10 protein-coding genes are annotated in these 16,643 nt (G+C 71.0%); 6 read left to right on the top strand and 4 right to left on the bottom strand.

Annotation, left to right across the window (positions count from 1 at the left end; genetic code table 11):
• Positions 1-250: 250 nt before the first annotated feature.
• The gene (locus tag AB0K12_RS09600; RefSeq protein ID WP_364557445.1) at positions 251-1,789 is read right to left on the bottom strand and encodes a long-chain fatty acid--CoA ligase; all 1,539 of its coding nucleotides are present in this window, start codon (positions 1,787-1,789) and stop codon (positions 251-253) included.
• A gap of 148 nt (positions 1,790-1,937) precedes the next feature.
• On the opposite strand from AB0K12_RS09600, the gene AB0K12_RS09595 reads away from it, so the two are divergent.
• The 4 genes from AB0K12_RS09595 to AB0K12_RS09580 all read left to right on the top strand — a co-directional run bounded on the left by AB0K12_RS09595 (position 1,938) and on the right by AB0K12_RS09580 (position 7,002).
• Positions 1,938-3,485, top strand: a complete 1,548-nt coding sequence (locus AB0K12_RS09595; protein ID WP_364557442.1) for a GMC family oxidoreductase N-terminal domain-containing protein — start codon at positions 1,938-1,940, stop codon at positions 3,483-3,485.
• A gap of 31 nt (positions 3,486-3,516) precedes the next feature.
• The gene (locus AB0K12_RS09590) at positions 3,517-4,770 is read left to right on the top strand and encodes a cytochrome P450 (RefSeq protein ID WP_364557439.1); all 1,254 of its coding nucleotides are present in this window, start codon (positions 3,517-3,519) and stop codon (positions 4,768-4,770) included.
• Positions 4,771-4,823: 53 nt separating this feature from the next.
• Positions 4,824-5,663, top strand: coding sequence for an alpha/beta hydrolase (locus AB0K12_RS09585; RefSeq protein ID WP_364557436.1), 840 nt, complete (start codon positions 4,824-4,826; stop codon positions 5,661-5,663).
• Positions 5,664-5,760: 97 nt separating this feature from the next.
• The gene (locus AB0K12_RS09580; protein ID WP_364557433.1) at positions 5,761-7,002 is read left to right on the top strand and encodes a cytochrome P450; all 1,242 of its coding nucleotides are present in this window, start codon (positions 5,761-5,763) and stop codon (positions 7,000-7,002) included.
• Between the two features lie 9 nt (positions 7,003-7,011).
• Here the strand turns inward: AB0K12_RS09580 and AB0K12_RS09575 are convergent, their stop codons facing one another.
• Complete coding sequence (locus AB0K12_RS09575; protein WP_364557430.1) at positions 7,012-8,931, bottom strand: hypothetical protein; 1,920 nt, start codon at positions 8,929-8,931, stop codon at positions 7,012-7,014.
• A 463-nt stretch (positions 8,932-9,394) separates the two neighbouring features.
• Here AB0K12_RS09575 and leuS point away from each other — a divergent pair, with 463 nt between their 5' ends.
• Positions 9,395-11,875: a leucine--tRNA ligase gene (gene leuS, locus AB0K12_RS09570; RefSeq protein ID WP_364557427.1), complete on the top strand. Its 2,481-nt coding sequence runs from the start codon at positions 9,395-9,397 to the stop codon at positions 11,873-11,875.
• 4 nt (positions 11,876-11,879) lie between these two features.
• Here the strand turns inward: leuS and AB0K12_RS09565 are convergent, their stop codons facing one another.
• Both AB0K12_RS09565 and AB0K12_RS09560 read right to left on the bottom strand, forming a co-directional pair.
• The gene (locus AB0K12_RS09565; protein WP_364557424.1) at positions 11,880-12,845 is read right to left on the bottom strand and encodes an LLM class F420-dependent oxidoreductase; all 966 of its coding nucleotides are present in this window, start codon (positions 12,843-12,845) and stop codon (positions 11,880-11,882) included.
• Positions 12,846-12,894: 49 nt separating this feature from the next.
• Positions 12,895-13,323: a hypothetical protein gene (locus AB0K12_RS09560; RefSeq protein ID WP_364557421.1), complete on the bottom strand. Its 429-nt coding sequence runs from the start codon at positions 13,321-13,323 to the stop codon at positions 12,895-12,897.
• 147 nt (positions 13,324-13,470) lie between these two features.
• Between AB0K12_RS09560 and AB0K12_RS09555 the strand changes: the two genes are divergently transcribed.
• Positions 13,471-16,620, top strand: a complete 3,150-nt coding sequence (locus tag AB0K12_RS09555) for a PDZ domain-containing protein (RefSeq protein ID WP_364557418.1) — start codon at positions 13,471-13,473, stop codon at positions 16,618-16,620.
• Positions 16,621-16,643 lie beyond the last annotated feature (23 nt).

Genomic DNA, 16,643 nt, shown 5'->3' with positions numbered 1-16,643 from the left:
CTGCCGCGAGAGCCCGGCCGAGCGCGGCAGGGCGTGAAACTTTCGACGCTCAGCCGTCGTGGGCGAGCTGCTCCAGCGTGCCGTGGAGCCCGCGCCAGGCCACCTCGGCGTGCGCGCGTGCGGGGCACGGAACCACTGCACGAACTCGGCCACGTCGGCTCGACGGCGGCGAGCACGTCCGCGACGACGTGATCGGCCGCGGCCGGGCGCGCCGCGCCGCCCCCGGGGGCGGCGCGGCGCTCACGCTCGGTCAGCGCAGTTCGCGCTTGAGGATCTTGCCGGTGGCGGTCATCGGCAGCGAGTCGCGGAACTCGATGACGCGGGGGTACTTGTACGCCGCCATGTTCTCCTTGCACCAGGCGATCAGCTCGTCCTCGGTGATCGTGGCGCCCGGGGTGCGGATGACGTACGCCTTGATCTCCTCGCCGTGCGACTCGTGCGGGACGCCGACGACGGCGGCCAGCGAGACGGCCTCATGCGTGACGAGCACCTCTTCGAGCTCGCGCGGATAGACGTTGAAGCCGCCCCGGATGATCATGTCCTTGGCGCGGTCGATGATCGAGTAGTAGCCGTCGGCGTCGCGGGTCGCGATGTCCCCCGTACGGAACCAGCCGTCCCGCATCACCTCGGCCGTCGCCTCGGCCCTGCCGTAGTAGCCCTTCATGATGTTGTGGCCGCGGATCGCGATCTCACCCGGCCCCTCGCCCTCGACCGTCTTCCAGTCACCGTCGACCAGCTTCATCTCCACGCCCCAGATGGGGGTGCCGATGGTGCCGGGCTTGGTGGGCCGGCCCGGCTGGTTGAAGCTCGCGACGGGGGCGGTCTCGGACAGGCCGTACCCCTCGAGGATGCCGACGCCGAACGTGCGCTCGAAGTCGTTGAGCACCTCGACCGGGGAGGCCGCGCCGCCCGCCACCGCGACCCGCAGCGAGCGCGGCACCTCCAGCCCCTCGGCGTGGACCTTCGTCAGCATGCCCCAGTACATCGTGGGCACGCCGGCGAAGAACGTCACGTTCTCCTTTACCATCAGCGCCAGCGCCTCGCCCGGCTCGAACCGCGGCATCAGCACGACGGTCGCGCCGCGCAGGAAGCCGGTGTTCATCACCACCGTCTGGCCGAAGGAGTGGAACAGCGGCAGCACCGCCAGGTAGGTGTCGTGGCCCTCCTCGGGGGCGGGGAACATCTTGTCGCTGACCATGGCGTTCATCAGCATGTTCTGGTGGCTGAGCTCGGCGCCCTTGGGCTGGCCGGTGGTGCCGGAGGTGTAGAGGATCACCGCCGTGTCGTCGGGGGCGGTCTGCACGGTCTCGAACTCGGAGGCCATCCCGCCGAGCGCGGCCCAGATCGACTCGCCGTACGGGGACTCCGTGGCGAGCGGGGTCGCGGGCAGCACGAAGAAGTGCTCGCACCCCTCGGACGCCTCGAACCCCGCCTTGCCGCGCTCGCCGAGCGGCAGCTCCGGCGTGCCCTCGAAGCAGAACAGCGCCTTGGCGTCGCTGTCGTCGAGGTGGTAGGCGATCTCGCGCGACTGCAGCAGCACGTTGAGCGGCACGACGGTCGCGCCGGCCTTCAGGATGCCGAAGTAGACGAACGGGAAGTACGGCAGGTTCGGGCAGGCCAGCGCGACCTTGTCGCCCTTGGTGATACCGCGCGCCACCAGCAGGTTCGCGACCTGGTTGGCCACTGTGTCGATCATGGAGTACGGCAGCCGCATGTCGCCGAAGACGATCGCGGTGCCGTCGGGGGTGTTCCTGGCGCTGTCCTCCAGGACGATCGACAGGTTGAGCATGACGCCTCCCTATAGAACGGCTTCGCGGTCATCTTCGCAGGGCCGCCATACCGGCTGGTAGGTAGAGCAGGTCACAAGTGGATATGGACGCGTTCCCGAGGCGTGGAGTAAGCAGGGAACAAGTTGTCCAGCCCCGTGGAGGAGACCAATGGAGTACGACTACGTCATCGTCGGGGCCGGCTCTGCGGGGTGCGTGCTGGCCAACCGGCTCTCGGAGGATCCGGGGCTGTCCGTGGCGCTGGTCGAGGCGGGGGGCAAGGACGACAAGCTGGAGATCCGCATGCCGGCGGGCTTTCCCAAGCTCTTCAGGACCGGCTACGACTGGAACTTCACCACCGCCAAGCAGAGTGAGATGTCGGGCCGTGAGCTCTATTGGCCGCGCGGCCGGGTGCTGGGCGGTTCGTCCTCGATGAACGCGCAGATGTGGGTGCGCGGCTGCCAGCAGGACTACGACCAGTGGGGCATCCCCGGCTGGGCGTACGACGACGTGCTGCCGTACTTCCACCGGGCCGAGCACCGCGTCGGCAGCAACCGCGGCGGCGTCTACGGCACCTCGGGCCCCCTCTACATCTCCGAGCTGCGCAGCCCCAACGTGACGACGGCGGCGTTCCTCGCGGCCTGCGAGGAGCTGGGCATGACCCGGCTCGCCGAGCTGAACGGCCGCTCCAACGAGGGCTACAGCCCGACCCCCGTCACCCAGAACAGGGGCAGGCGGTGGAGCTCGGCCGACGCCTACCTGCGCCCGGCCGCGAACCGGCCCAACCTGCACGTCGTCACCGACGCCACGGTGACGCGGGTGACGTTCGACGGCAGGCGGGCGACCGGCGTCGAGCACAGCGGCGGCGCCCACATCAAGGCCCGGCTGGAGGTGGTGCTGGCGGCCGGGGCCGTCGGCTCGCCTTACCTGCTGATGCGCTCGGGCATCGGGGCGGCCGGCGAGCTGCGCGACGCCGGGGTGCCGGTCGTGCACGAGCTGCCCGAGGTCGGCAAGAACCTCCAGGACCACCTCTCGACCGGCGTGTTCGTCGAGTGCCTGCAGCCGGTGACGCTGACCAAGGCCGAGTCGGTCCCCAACCTGCTGCGCTACATCGTGCTGCGCTCCGGCATGCTCACCACGAACGTGGGCGAGGCGGTCGCGTTCATCAGGACCTCGGAGGCGGAGCCCGCGCCGGACGTCGAGCTGGTGTTCGCGCCGGTGCCGTTCAAGGACCACGGGCTCACCCCGCCGACCGGGCACGGCCTGACCGTCGGCGTGGTGCTGCTGCAGCCGGAGAGCCGCGGCAGGATCGGGCTGAACGGCCGCGACGTCGTCATCGACCCGGCCTACCTGTCGGCGGAGGCAGACGTCAGGCGGCTGGTCGCGGGGCTGAAGCGGGCCAAGGAGGTGTTCGCGACGGCGGCGATGAAGCCGTACGCGGGCGGGCCGATGGAGCCATACTGGGGTCCGGAGACCGACGAGGAGCTGGCCCAGTGGGTACGCGAGCGCGGCGAGACCCTCTACCACCCGGTCGGCACCTGCCGGATGGGCGCCGACGACGCCTCGGTGGTGGACCCGGCGCTGCGCGTGCGCGGCGTGGAGGGCCTGCGGGTGGCGGACGTGTCGATCATGCCGACGCTCAACAGGGGCCACACCCACGCCCCCGCGATCATGATCGGGGAGAAGGCCGCTGACCTGATCAGGGGGCACAAGGCTTGACGTAAGTGGTCACTTGCGTAGGCTCGTCGGTATGACGCTGCCCGCGGAGCTTGACCTGTCACAGATCCCGTTCTGGGCACGCCCGCAGGCCGAGCGCATGGAGGCGTTCCGGCGGCTGCGCGAGCTCGACCGCCCGGTGTTCGTGCCCGAGCAGGCGGTGCCGTTCGTCGGCGGCGGGCCCGGCTACTACGCCCTGGTCCGCCACGCCGACGTGACCGCGGCCAGCCGCGACGCCGCCGTCTTCAGCAGCGAGCCGTGCTCCAACAGCATCCCCGACATGCCGCGCTGGCTGAGCGTCTACTTCGGCTCCATGATCAACATGGACGACCCGCGGCACGCCAGGCTGCGCCGCATCGTCTCGCGGGCGTTCACGCCGCGCGTGCTGGCCAAGATGGAAGAGGACCTCGCGCGGGCCGCCGCCGAGATCGTGGACCAGGCCGTCGCCGAAGGTCCTGGCGACTTCGTGGCGCAGGTGGCGGCCCGCCTTCCGGTACGCGTCATCTGCGACATGATGGGCATCCCCGCGAGCCATCACGACGCGGTGCTGCGGCGTACGAACGTCATCCTCGGCAACGCCGACCCCGAGTACACCGGCATCGACCCGGGCTTCAGCCGCGTCAAGGTGGCCCGTGGCCTGGCCAAGCTGCTGCGCGCCGGCCACGCGCTCAACAGGCTGGCCGCCCGCCTCGGCGACGAGCGGCGCAGGCGGCCCACGGGCGACCTGGTCAGCCTGCTGGTCAACGGAGACGAGCGGCTCAGCTCGCAGGAGCTGGGCTCGTTCTTCATCCTGCTCGTGGTGGCGGGCAGCGAGACGACCCGCAACGCCATCGCGTACGGGCTGAAGCTCTTCACCGACCACCCGGAGCAGCGCGAGCTGCTGCTGGCCGACTTCGACGGCCGCATCGCGGGTGCGTGCGACGAGATCGTCCGGTACGCGACGCCCGTGATCCAGTTCCGCCGCACGCTGACCCGCGACCATGAGCTGAACGGCGTCCCCTACCGCAAGGGCGACAAGGTGCTGCTCTTCTACACCTCGGCCAACCGCGACGAGAGGGTGTTCGAAGACCCCGACGCCTTCGACATCACCCGCGACCCCAACCCCCACGTCGGTTTCGGCGGCCCCGGCCCGCACTACTGCCTGGGCGCGCACCTCGCGCGCAGGGAGATGACCGTGATGTTCCGCGAGCTGTTCACCCGCCTGCCCGGGATCAAGGCGGTGGGCGAGCCCGACTTCCTGCTGTCCAACTTCATCAACGGGGTCAAGCACCTGCGCTACACGTTCTGAGTGAACCGGGGAACCCCGGTCGGGCGAGCGGCGGCGTGCTAGGTTTCGCAGTCATGGAGATCAGGACGATCCACGCCAACGGTGTGGAGTTCGCGTATCTGACACTGGGGGAGGGGCCGCTGGCGCTGTGCCTGCACGGCTTCCCCGACACCGCGCACACCTGGCGGCACCTGATGCCCGCGCTGGCCGAACGCGGCTACCGCGCGGTCGCCCCCTTCATGCGCGGCTACGCGCCCACCGAGGTCCCCGCCGACGCCGCGTACGAGACCGCCGCGCTGGTCGCCGACGTACGCGCGCTGCACGAGGAGCTCGGCGGCGGTGACGACGCCGTCGTCATCGGCCACGACTGGGGCGCCTTCCCCGCCTACGCCACCGCCGGCCGCTTCCGCCGCGCCGTCACGCTCGCCGTGCCGCCGCCCGGCGCGCTCGGCGCCGCCTTCCTGGAGTACGAGCAGCTCAAGCGCTCGTTCTACATCTTCCTCTTCCAGACGCCGCTGGCCGAGCCGGCCGCCGCCGCGCCCGGTTTCTTCGAGAACCTGTGGCACGACTGGTCGCCCGGCTACGACGCGAGCGAGGACCTCGCCTTCCTGCGGCGCAGCATCGGCGAGCCCGCCAACCTGTCGGCCGCCATCGGCTACTACCGCGCCATGCTCGGCACCGTGCCGCCGTCGGGCCGCTACCCGGAGGCCGACAACGGGGTCACCGGCCCCGTCCTCTACCTGCACGGCGCCCAGGACGGCTGCCTGGCCGCCCACCTCGCCAAGGACGCGATCAGCCGCCTGCCCGAAGGGTCGCGGGCCGAGCAGGTGGCCGGCGCGGGGCACTTCCTGCACCTCGAACGTCCGGCCGAGGTCAACCGCCTCATCCTCGACTGGCTCGGCCCCGCCACCTGACCCGGGCGCGTATCCGGCGGCCCTCGGGCGGGCCGCCGTACGTACGCCGTACGTAAGAACCATTGACGTAAGTGGCCGCTTTTCCCATGATTGCCACATGAGCGTCCTGGACTTCGACCTGTCGGACCGTGACTTCTGGGCCCGGCCCATGAGCGAGCGTGAGGAGGCGTTCGAGCGGCTGCGCCGCATGGAGGGCCCCGCCTTCTTCGAGGAGATGGAGATCTCCTACGCCCCCAAGGGCCCCGGGTACTACGCCCTGGTCAAGCATGCCGACATCCTGGAGGCCAGCCGCAACCCCGAGGTGTTCTGCTCGGGCGACGGAGGCGCGACGAACATCCCCGACATGCCGGCGGAGTTCGCCGAGTACTTCGGCTCGATGATCAACATGGACGACCCCCGTCACGCCCGCCTGCGCCGGATCGTCTCGCGCGCCTTCACCCCCAAGATGATCAAGCAGTTCGAGGCCGACGTGGAGGCCGCCGCCACGGGCATCGTGGACGACCTGCTGGCCAAGGGCCCCGGCTGCGACTTCGTCACCGAGGTGGCCGCCCGCCTGCCACTCAAGATCATCTGCGACATGATGGGCATCCCCGAGCGCGACTACCAGTACGTCTTCGACCGCTCCAACGTCATCCTCGGCGGCTTCGACCCCGAGTACACCGGCGGCGACCTCACCCAGATCGCCGAGCGGCTGCTCACCGCCGGCATGGAGCTGCAGCAGCTCGTCCAGGACCTCGCCGCCCACCGCGCCGAGCACCCGACGGGCGACCTCACCTCGTCACTGGTGAACGCCAACATCGACGGCGAGCGGCTCACCATGCAGGAGCTGGGCTCGTTCTTCATCCTGCTGGTCGTCGCGGGCAACGAGACCACCCGCAACGCCATCTCCCACGGCCTGCACCTGCTCACCACCAATCCCGGCCAGCGCGCCCTGTGGCTGGAGGACGTCGACGGCCGCGCGCCCGGCGCGGTCGAGGAGATCGTCCGGCTCGCCTCCCCGGTGAACTTCATGCGCCGCAAGCTCACCAGGGACTTCGAGATGAACGGCCATCTCTACGAGAAGGGCCGCAAGGTCGTGCTGTTCTACTGGTCGGCCAACCGCGACGCGTCCGTCTTCGACAACCCGCTGCGCTTCGACATCACCCGCCAGCCCAACCCGCACGTCGGCTTCGGCGGCCCTGGCCCGCACTTCTGCCTGGGGGCGCACCTGGCCCGGCGCGAGATCACGGTGATGTTCCGCGAGCTGCTGCGCCGGGTGCCCGGCATCGAGGGCGGCGAGCCCGACCGCCTGCACTCCAGCTTCATCAACGGCATCAAGCACATGGAGTGCCGGTTCTGACGGACGGTGCTAGCCGGCGTTGGTGAGCCTGATCTGGTTCATCACCGTACGCACGTCCGGCAGCAGCTGCTTCTTGTCCGCCGGGATCGACATGAAGACGATGGCCGGCACGTCGGCGCCGGTGTTCACGGCCATCGTCACGATCGTCGCCTTCTCCGTGTCGGAGGTCAGCGAGTACGCGATCAGCCGCCCGGTCTGGTCGCCCACCTTGATGGCCTGCTGGGCGACCTTGCGGACCTTGTTGCCGGTGGGGAAGAAACGCTTGCGCGCGTCCAGCACGACCTGCTTGATCACCGGCTCCAGGTTGTCCTGCTCGTAGTAGGACGCCATCTTCTCCTGCAGCGGGCCCGCCATGAGCACGGCGTACCGCTCGGGCGCGACCTGCACGTACTGGCGGTGCATGAAGTTGTACGTGCCCTTGATGGTGACGGCCGGGCGCTGGTCGAGTTGCCACTCGCCGCCCAGGCGCGGCACGGAGATGCCGGCGTTGGCGACCGGCAGCCGGCCGGTGACGGGGGAGGCCTTGCCCGGGTAGCGCGGCAGCGGGCCGATCGAGGTGGCGGTCTTGGTGGGCGGCGGCTCCTTCGGCTCGCCGGCCGTCGCCGCCGCCTCACCGGTGCTCGCCGCGTCGTCGGGGGCGAGCGGGCCCCACAGGAACGCCCACAGCAGCGCCGCGACCAGCGCCACCGCGACGGAGCCGCCGAGCGCGTAGACCCAGACCGGCTTGCCGGAGCCCTCGTCGAGGTCGTCCTGCTCGCCCATGGCCTGGTAGTTGTCGCCGAAGACGGTGTTCCAGAGCTCCTGCTGGCGCTCGGGCGGGGGCGTGCGCGAGCCGCTGATCTGGCCCGCGGTGACGAACCGGTGCTCCGGGTCGGACGGGTCGCGGCTCAGCTGGGAACCGGGGCGGTTGGACTGGTCTTCGGCGGGGGGTGTGCCGGTATGTGTGGAATCCATGGAGGTGGAGGGGACCGCGCGTTCGTTGAGGAGGTTCTCGGTGTGCTGGGCGTAGGTGACCGTACGCTCGTCGGCCGGGTGATTCTGGCTCTGTGGCTGAATCGGGGGCTGGTCGTGAGGGGGACTTTGCTGCTGCGGAGGTGGCGGCATGTCCTGTCGCGGGGTGCTCTGGTTGTCGTACATGACCGTGCGTTCCGCCGGCGGCGTGCTCGCCTGCGGGTCGGCGGGGGGCCACGGGGCGGGGTTGGACAGGTTGGACCAGGCGCCGGGCGTCGGGGTGGGCGGCAGCGCCCACGCGGGCACGGGGTCGGCGGGCTGGCCGGGCTGCCGGCCGGGCTGCCGGCCGTACGCTTGGTTGGGCGCTTGGTTGGGCGCTTGGTTGGGCGCTTGGTCAGGGGGCGGGGCACCCTTCGAGGAGACCTCGGGCCAGGCGCCGGGGCCCGCGGCGCTCTGCGGGGGCGGCGTCGCGTCGGGCCACGACATCGGCACGTCCTGCGAGTTCGACTCGGGCCAGGAGGAGATGGGCCCGTTCTGCGGGGACGACTCCGGCCATCCGGCGCCGCGCGGCTGCCCGGGCCGCGGCTGCTCCGGCCGGGACTGATCCGGCCGCGACGGCTCGGCGCCGTGCCGGCCGGCGTCGTGCGGGCCGCCGTTATAAGCGCCACTGTTGTGCGGGCCACTGTTGTAGGCGCCCGGGTCGCTGTTGTACGGGCCGGGGTCGCTGTTGTAGGAGCCCGCGTCGCGCGGGCCGCTGTTGTAGGCGGGGGCGTCGGGGCGGGCGGGGGTCTGGCGGGCGGCGCCGGGCGGCTCGGGCCACGAGGGGTCCTTGCGCGGCGGCTCGGGCCAGGACGGCTCGGGCGCCTGGCGTGGCGGCTCGGGCCAGGACGTGGGAGCGTCGGCGGCGGGCGCCTCGGGCCAGGAGTGGGGCGCGGGCGGCGTCTCGCGTCGTGGCGGTTCGGGCCAGGACGAGGGCATATGAGGTCCGGAGTTCTCCGTTGCCATTGCCGCCGGTCCTCCCGAGGTTGTGTCCGGATGTCCCGTTATATCCGGATTTGACGTTCCACGCATGATCTCATGGGATTTTCCAGGAGACCCAGGTGGTTCCGCAGCGAAACGCGCGAAGCCATGTGGATCGGTCGGCGGATCCTGCAGCGGCAGGTCGTCCTCCGGTCGATCTGGCTCAGCTGGGTACACCACGGCGTCAAGGCTATTCTTCTGGGACGAATGAGGTCACAACGGATACATCACCATCAGGTCTCACCGGACCTGAAGGATCCATTGTGCCCGCGGACCCCCTCCGAGTGCCTGCATTCAGCCGAAGAGGTGCGCTAGGCTTGACACATGCGTTCCGCGACCCTGCTTCTTAGCGGGCCGCGACGGCCCTGAAGATCTCGCCGTCGCGGCTCCACCCCTCGTTGTGTGCACGGGGGGTTTTCTTATGGGTCCGAATCAAGCCAGAAGGACAGTAGCCGTGAGTGAGTATGACCCGCAGGCGCTGCAGGCCAAGTGGCAGCAGCGATGGGAGGAGCAGGACACCTATCGGGCGAGCGAGGACCCCGCGGACACCCGCGAGCGCCGCTACATGCTCGACATGTTCCCCTACCCGTCGGGCGACCTCCACATGGGCCACGGTGAGGTGTTCGCCATCGGCGACGTCGTCGCCCGCTACTGGATGCAGAAGGGCTACAACGTCCTGCATCCCATCGGCTGGGACTCCTTCGGGCTGCCCGCCGAGAACGCCGCGATCAAGCGCAACGCCCACCCGGCGGAGTGGACCTACGCCAACATCGAGACGCAGGCCAACTCGTTCCGCCGCTACGGCATCTCCTTCGACTGGTCGCGCCGCCTGCACACGAGCGACCCCGACTACTACCGCTGGAACCAGTGGCTGTTCATCCGCTTCTTCGAGCGCGGCCTGGCCTACCGCAAGGGCGGCCTGGTCAACTGGTGCCCCAACGACCAGACCGTGCTGGCCAACGAGCAGGTCGTGGCCGGCAGGTGCGAGCGCTGCGGCGCCGACGTCATCAGGCGCGAGCTGACGCAGTGGTACTTCAAGATCACTGACTACGCCCAGCGCCTGCTGGACGACATGGAGCAGCTGACCGGCTGGCCCGAGCGGCTGCTGACCATGCAACGCAACTGGATCGGCCGCTCCGAGGGCGCCGACGTCCTGTTCGAGATCGAGGGCCGCGACGAGCCGGTCCAGGTCTACACCACGCGCCCCGACACCCTGTTCGGCGCCACGTTCTTCGTGGTCGCCGCCGACGCCGCGCTGGCCGACGAGATCGTCACCGACGAGCAGCGTCCGGCGTTCGAGGCCTACCGCGCCGAGGTCGCCCGGCTGAGCGACATCGAGCGCCTGGCCACCGACAAGGAGAAGACCGGCGTCTTCCTGGGCCGCCACGCGATCAACCCGGTCAACGGCGAGCGCATCCCGATCTGGGCGGCCGACTACGTGCTGTCCGACTACGGCCACGGCGCCATCATGGCGGTGCCCGCCCACGACCAGCGCGACCTCGACTTCGCCCGCAAGTTCGACCTGCCGGTCAAGGTCGTCGTGCACACCGGCCTGGCCGACCCCGGCGAGACCGGCGAGGCCACGCCGGGCGAGGGCACGCTGGTCAACTCCGGCCCGCTCGACGGCCTGACCAAGGCCGAGGGCATCAGGAAGATCATCGAGGTCCTGGAGTCCGAGGGCAGGGGCACCGGCGCGGTCAACTACCGGCTGCGCGACTGGCTGCTGTCGCGCCAGCGCTTCTGGGGCACGCCGATCCCGATCATCCACTGCCCCGACTGCGGCGAGGTGCCCGTCCCCGACGAGCAGCTGCCGGTCACGCTGCCCGACATGCGCGGCGAGGCGCTGGCGCCCAAGGGCGTCTCCCCGCTGGCCAGCGCCACCGAGTGGGTCAACGTCGAGTGCCCCAAGTGCTCGGGCCCGGCCAAGCGCGACACCGACACGATGGACACGTTCGTCGACTCGTCGTGGTACTTCCTGCGTTACTGCTCGCCCGGCTACACCGAGGGCCCGTTCGACCCCGAGCAGGTGCGCAAGTGGGGGCCGATCGACCAGTACGTCGGCGGCATCGAGCACGCGGTGCTGCACCTGCTGTACTCCCGCTTCTTCACCAAGGTCCTGCACGACATGGGCATGGTCGACTTCACCGAGCCGTTCCTGCGCATGCTCAACCAGGGCCAGGTGATCAACGGCGGCAAGGCCATGTCGAAGTCGCTGGGCAACGGCGTCGACCTGGGCCAGCAGATCGACGAGTTCGGCGTCGACGCCGTACGCCTGACGATGATCTTCGCCGGTCCGCCGGAGGACGACATCGACTGGGCCGACGTCTCCCCGGCGGCCTCCCAGAAGTTCCTGGCCCGCGCGCTGCGCGTGATGTCCGAGGTCACCAGCGAGCCCGGCGTCGCGTTCGACGGCGGTGACGCCGAGCTGCGCAAGGTCACCCACCACACGATCGACGAGGTCACCAAGCTCGTCGAGGGCCAGCGCTTCAACGTCGCGGTGGCGCGCATGATGGAGCTGACCTCGGCGGCCCGCAAGGCCATCGACTCCGGCCCCGGCGCCGCCGACCCGGCGGTGCGCGAGGCGGCCGAGGCGCTGGCGGTCATGCTGTCGCTGGTCGCCCCCTACACCGCGGAAGAGGGCTGGGAGCGGCTGGGCCGCACCGGGTCGGTGGCGTTCGCCGGGTGGCCGGTGGCCGACCCCGCGCTGCTGGTGCAGGAGTCGGTCACGTGCGTCGTGCAGGTGGCGGGCAAGGTGCGCGACCGGCTGGAGGTCTCGCCCGACATCACCGAGGCCGAGCTGCGCGAGCTGGCCCTGGCCTCCGGCAAGATCATCCCCTACCTGCAGGGGGCGCCGCGCAAGGTGATCGTCCGGGCGCCCAAGCTGGTCAACATCGTCCCCTAGGGGTTCACACCTCGCGCAGGGCCGGCAGCAGTTCCTTCTCGGCCCAGTCGAAGAACTGCTGCTGCCGGTCGTGCCCGATCTGCACGAGCGCCACGTGGGTGAACCCCGCGTCGGCGAACTTCCTGACGCTCTCCACCACGGCGTCCACGTCGTCGCCGCAGGGCACGCTCTTCGCCACGTCCTCGGGGCGTACGGTGCCGGCGGCGGCGGCGAAGTTCACCGGCCCTGGCAGCTCGGCCATCACCTTCCAGCCGCTGACACTCCAGCGCCACAGCTCGTGGGCCCGCTGCAGCGCGGCCTCGCGGTCGGTGTCGTAGGAGATGGCGAGCTGGCCGTAGACCGGCTTGCCCTGCCCGCCCGCCGCGTTGAACTGCTGCACGACCTCGGGCATCGGCTCGTTGATGACCAGCACGTCGCCGTACTCGGCGGCGAGCTCGGCCGACTGGCCGCCGGACGCGGCGATGCCGATGGGGACGGGCCGCTCCGGCAGGTCGTACAGCTTGGCCGAGTCCACGTCGTAGAACTCGCCCTGGTGGGTGATGTACTCGCCGCTGAACAGCTTCCTGATGATCTGCACGGCCTCGGCGAACATGCGGTGCCGGGTGTCCACGGGCGGCCAGCCCTCGCCGATGACGTGCTCGTTGAGGTTCTCGCCGGCGCCCAGGCCGAGGGTGAAGCGGCCCTTGCTCAGCACGCCCATCGTGGCCGCCTTCTGCGCGACGACGGCCGGGTGATAGCGCATGATGGGGCAGGTGACGTACGTCATGAGCGGCAGCCGCTCGGTCACCTGGGCGGCGGCGCCGAGCACCGACCAGCAGTAGGGCGAGTGCCCCATCTCCTCAAGCCATGGGAAATAGTGGTCGGAGATGACGGCGTAGTCGAAGCCGGTCCGTTCGGCCGCGGCGGCGTAGTCGACGAGCTCGCGGGCCGGGGTCTGCTCGGACATCAAGGTGTAGCCGATCTGTACCATGCGTCCCGGCTACCCCGCTTTGTGCACCTTAGTGGCCGCAGTACGGAGATCAATGATGGTCGCGGTCGCCCAGCTCCTCGATCACCAGGCTCAACCCGATGCCCAGCAGCCAGAGGTCCTTGGCGACGGCGATGCCGTTCTGGGTCGGGCGCAGGCTGCCCTCCTTGCGCATCCCCGGCGTCCGCAGATAGAGGCCGAGCAGGCCCGCCGCGAAGCCGGTGAGCGCCGCCCCGGCCAGCAGCGACGGCACGAACGGCGCGAGCAGCGCCGCGCCGAGCGCCATCTCCGAGCGGGACAGCAGCCGGACGAACGCCTTCGGCTCCATGCCCGCCAGGAACGGGTAGGTCCCCGACGCCATGCCGTGCAGGCCGGCCGCGGTCTGCTCGTCGGCGCCGGCCTTCTCGACGCCGGAGTTCAGGATGACGGCCGCGGCGGCCAGGCGGGTGGGGAGGTGGTGGGCGCGGGCGAAGATCCTCATCGGTGCCTCACAGACGTCGGGACAGCGGCCATCCCTCTGCCCGTGCGGGCCCGCGGCATCCCGGACTTGGGGTTTTCCATGGCCGGTCGCGTCCGCCGGTGGAAGAATTCTTGGGCTTGGCTTGACGTCGCCGATTAGTGTGCAGGGGTGACAAATGGCGCATACCTGAGATACCCGCACCTACACGGTGACCTGGTCACCTTCGTCGCCGACGACGACGTCTGGCTCGCGCCGCTGGAGGGAGGGCGGGCCTGGCGCTTCACCGCCGACCGCGTCCCGGTGAGCAATCCGCGTTTCTCCCCCGACGGCGGCCGCATCGCGTGGACCAGCACCAAGGAGGGCGCCGCCGAGGTGTTCGCCGCCGAGCTCGACGGGGCGGAGGGCGAGCGGCTGACCCACTGGGGCGGTAACGGCACCACCGTGCGCGGCTGGACGGCCGACGGTGACGTGCTGGCGGTCAGCGAGGCCGGGCAGAGCTCGCGCGTACGGCGCTGGGCGTACGCGGTGCCGCTCGACGGCGGGCAGGCCACGCGGTTGCCGTACGGGTGGATCAGCGAGGTGGCCGTCAACGGGCCGCGGGTCGCCACCGTGTCGTCGATCTGGCGTGAGCCGTCGCAGTGGAAGCGCTACCGGGGCGGCACCGCCGGCAAGATCTGGGTGGACGCCGAGGGGACCGGGGAGTTCGTCCGGCTGTTCGCCGACAGCACGGCGCAGTACTGGTCGGTGAGCTGGGTGGGGGACCGCCTGGTGTTCCTGTCCGACGCCGACGGCACCGGCAACGTCTACTCCGCCCTGCCCGACGGGTCCGACCTGCGCAAGCACACCTCCCACGAGGAGTTCTACGCCCGCCACGCCACCAGTGACGGCCGCCGGGTGATCTACTCCCACGCCGGTGACCTGTGGCTGCTGGAGAGCCTGGACGCCGAGCCGCGCCGGCTGGACGTGCGCCTCGGCGGGCCACGCCCAGGGCGGGCCAGGCGGCCGGCGCCGCTGCGGGTGGGCTCGTACGCGCCGGACGCCACCGGACGGGCGAGCACCGTCGAGATCCGCGGCACCGCCCACTGGGTGACCCACCGCGACGGCCCCGCGGGCGTGCTGCGCGCCGAGCCCGGCGTCCGCGTCCGGCTGCCGCGCGTGCTCGACGCCGACGGCAGAGCCGTGTGGGTCTCCGACGCCACCGGCGAGGACGCCCTGGAGATCGGCACGCCCGGCGGTGAGATCAGCACGCTGGCGGCCGGGCAGCTCGGGCGCGTGCTGGAGCTGGCCGCCGCCCCCGACGGCAAGCACGTGGCCGTCGCCTGCCACGACGGGCGGCTGCTCGTCGTGGACGTGGAGAGCGGGAACGTCAGGGAGCTGGACCGCACCGACCAGGGCGACGTCTCCGGGCTCACGTTCTCGCCCGACTCCGGCTGGCTGGCCTGGGAGTTCCCGCACGACGAGCGGCTGACGCAGATCAAGATGGGCCGCGTGGACGGCAGCGCGGTCATCGAGGTCACCCCTGCCAGGTTCGCCGACTACGACCCCGTCTTCACCAAGGACGGCAAGCACCTGGCGTTCCTGTCCGTGCGTACCTTCGACCCCGTCTACGACACGCACGTCTTCGACCTGTCCTTCCCGTACGGGTGCAAGCCGTACATCGTGCCCCTCCAGGCCACCACGCCATCGCCGTTCGACCCCTCCCTGCAGGGCCGCGGCTTCAACGGCGAGGACGACAAGCCCGCCAAGGGCGACAAGAAGGACGACGAGCCGCCGCGTACGGAGGTGGACACCGACGGCCTCTTCGACCGCGCGGTGCCCGTGCCCGTGCCGGCCGCCCGTTACGGCAACCTGCGCGCCGCCAAGGACGCGCTGCTCTGGCTGCGCCACCCGGTCACCGGCCGGCTCGGCGACGGCTCCGAGCAGAACCACGAGGTCGTGCTCGAACGCTACGACCTCAAGAAGCGCGCCAAGGCTGAGCTGACCAGGGAGGTGCGCTCGTTCGAGGTCAGCGGCGACGGCTCCCGGCTCGTCACCCACGGCAAGAACGGCCTGCAGACCCGTGCCGCGACCGAGGGTGACGACCCCGTCGCCATCGACCTCGACCGGATCAGCGTGCGGATCGACCCGGTCGCCGAGTGGCGGCAGAGCTTCCGCGAGGCCGGCCGGCTCATGCGCGACCACTTCTGGCGCGCCGACATGAACGGCGTGGACTGGCAGGGCGTGCTCGACCGCTACGAGCCGCTCGTCGAGCGCATCGGCTGCCACTCCGAGCTGATCGACCTGCTCTGGGAGACGCAGGGCGAGCTGGGCACCTCTCACGCCTACGCCATCGGCAACGGCGGCGGCGCCGACCCGCGCCGCCGCCAGGGCCTGCTCGGCGCCGACCTGGCCAGGGACGACGACGGCGTGTGGCGCGTCACCCGCATCCTGCCGGGCGAGTCGTCCGACCACGCCGCCCGCTCGCCGCTGCTCGCCCCCGGCGTCGCGGTCCGTCCGGGCGACGCGATCCTCGCCGTCGGCGGCCGTCCCGTCGATCCGGTACGCGGCCCGCTCGCGCTGCTGGCCGGCACCGCGAACCAGCCCGTCGAGCTGACCGTGCGGCCCGCGTCGGGCGGCGACGTCCGCCGGGTCGTGGTCAGCCCGATCGCCGACGAGACCGCGCTGCGCTACCACGACTGGGTCGCCGACCGGCGCGCCCACGTCAAGGAGGCGTCCGGTGGCCGGCTCGGCTACCTGCACGTGCCCGACATGGGAGCGCCGGGGTGGGCTCAGTTCCACCGCGACCTGCGCACCGAGATCGCCTGCGACGGGCTCATCGTGGACGTGCGGGAGAACGGCGGCGGACACCTGTCGGAGCTGGTCCTGGAGAAGCTGTCGCGCAGGGTCACCGGATGGTCGGTCTCCCGCGGCTACCGGCCGATGCGCTACCCCGACGACTCGCCGCGCGGGCCGGTCGTGGCCGTCGCCGACGAGTTCGCCGGGTCCGATGGCGACATCGTCAGCCAGGGCATCAAGAACCGCGGCATCGGGCCGCTCGTCGGCGTGCGGACCTGGGGCGGCGTCATCGGCATCGACCAGCGGTACTCGCTCGTGGACGGCACCGTGGTGACCCAGCCGCGGTACTCGTTCTGGCTGGAGGGGCCCGGCTGGGGCGTCGAGAACTACGGCGTCGACCCCGACGTCGAGGTCGTGATCACGCCGCAGGACCGGGTCGCCGGGCGGGATCCGCAGCTCGACAAGGCGATCGAACTGGCGCTCGCCGCGCTCGACGAGCACCCGCCGGCGACGCCGCCCGAGTTGCCGCCGCTGCCCGCCTGATGGTGGGCCCTGCTGATCGGCCG

This window comes from Nonomuraea sp. NPDC049419, from assembly GCF_040676995.1.
GTDB lineage: Bacteria > Actinomycetota > Actinomycetes > Streptosporangiales > Streptosporangiaceae > Nonomuraea > Nonomuraea salmonea.
This window is presented reverse-complemented; position numbering and strand designations above follow the sequence as displayed.

Excerpts from the sequence above, each read along its gene's own strand:
- AB0K12_RS09600 (WP_364557445.1), bottom strand. The coding sequence starts at position 1,789 with ATGCTCAACCTGTCGATCGTCCTGGAGGACAGCGCCAGGAACACCCCC.
- AB0K12_RS09575 (WP_364557430.1), bottom strand. The coding sequence starts at position 8,931 with ATGCCCTCGTCCTGGCCCGAACCGCCACGACGCGAGACGCCGCCCGCG.
- AB0K12_RS09560 (WP_364557421.1), bottom strand. The coding sequence starts at position 13,323 with ATGAGGATCTTCGCCCGCGCCCACCACCTCCCCACCCGCCTGGCCGCC.
- AB0K12_RS09595 (WP_364557442.1), top strand. The coding sequence starts at position 1,938 with ATGGAGTACGACTACGTCATCGTCGGGGCCGGCTCTGCGGGGTGCGTG.
- AB0K12_RS09590 (WP_364557439.1), top strand. The coding sequence starts at position 3,517 with ATGACGCTGCCCGCGGAGCTTGACCTGTCACAGATCCCGTTCTGGGCA.
- leuS (WP_364557427.1), top strand. The coding sequence starts at position 9,395 with ATGGGTCCGAATCAAGCCAGAAGGACAGTAGCCGTGAGTGAGTATGAC.
- AB0K12_RS09580 (WP_364557433.1), top strand. The coding sequence starts at position 5,761 with ATGAGCGTCCTGGACTTCGACCTGTCGGACCGTGACTTCTGGGCCCGG.
- AB0K12_RS09565 (WP_364557424.1), bottom strand. The coding sequence starts at position 12,845 with ATGGTACAGATCGGCTACACCTTGATGTCCGAGCAGACCCCGGCCCGC.
- AB0K12_RS09585 (WP_364557436.1), top strand. The coding sequence starts at position 4,824 with ATGGAGATCAGGACGATCCACGCCAACGGTGTGGAGTTCGCGTATCTG.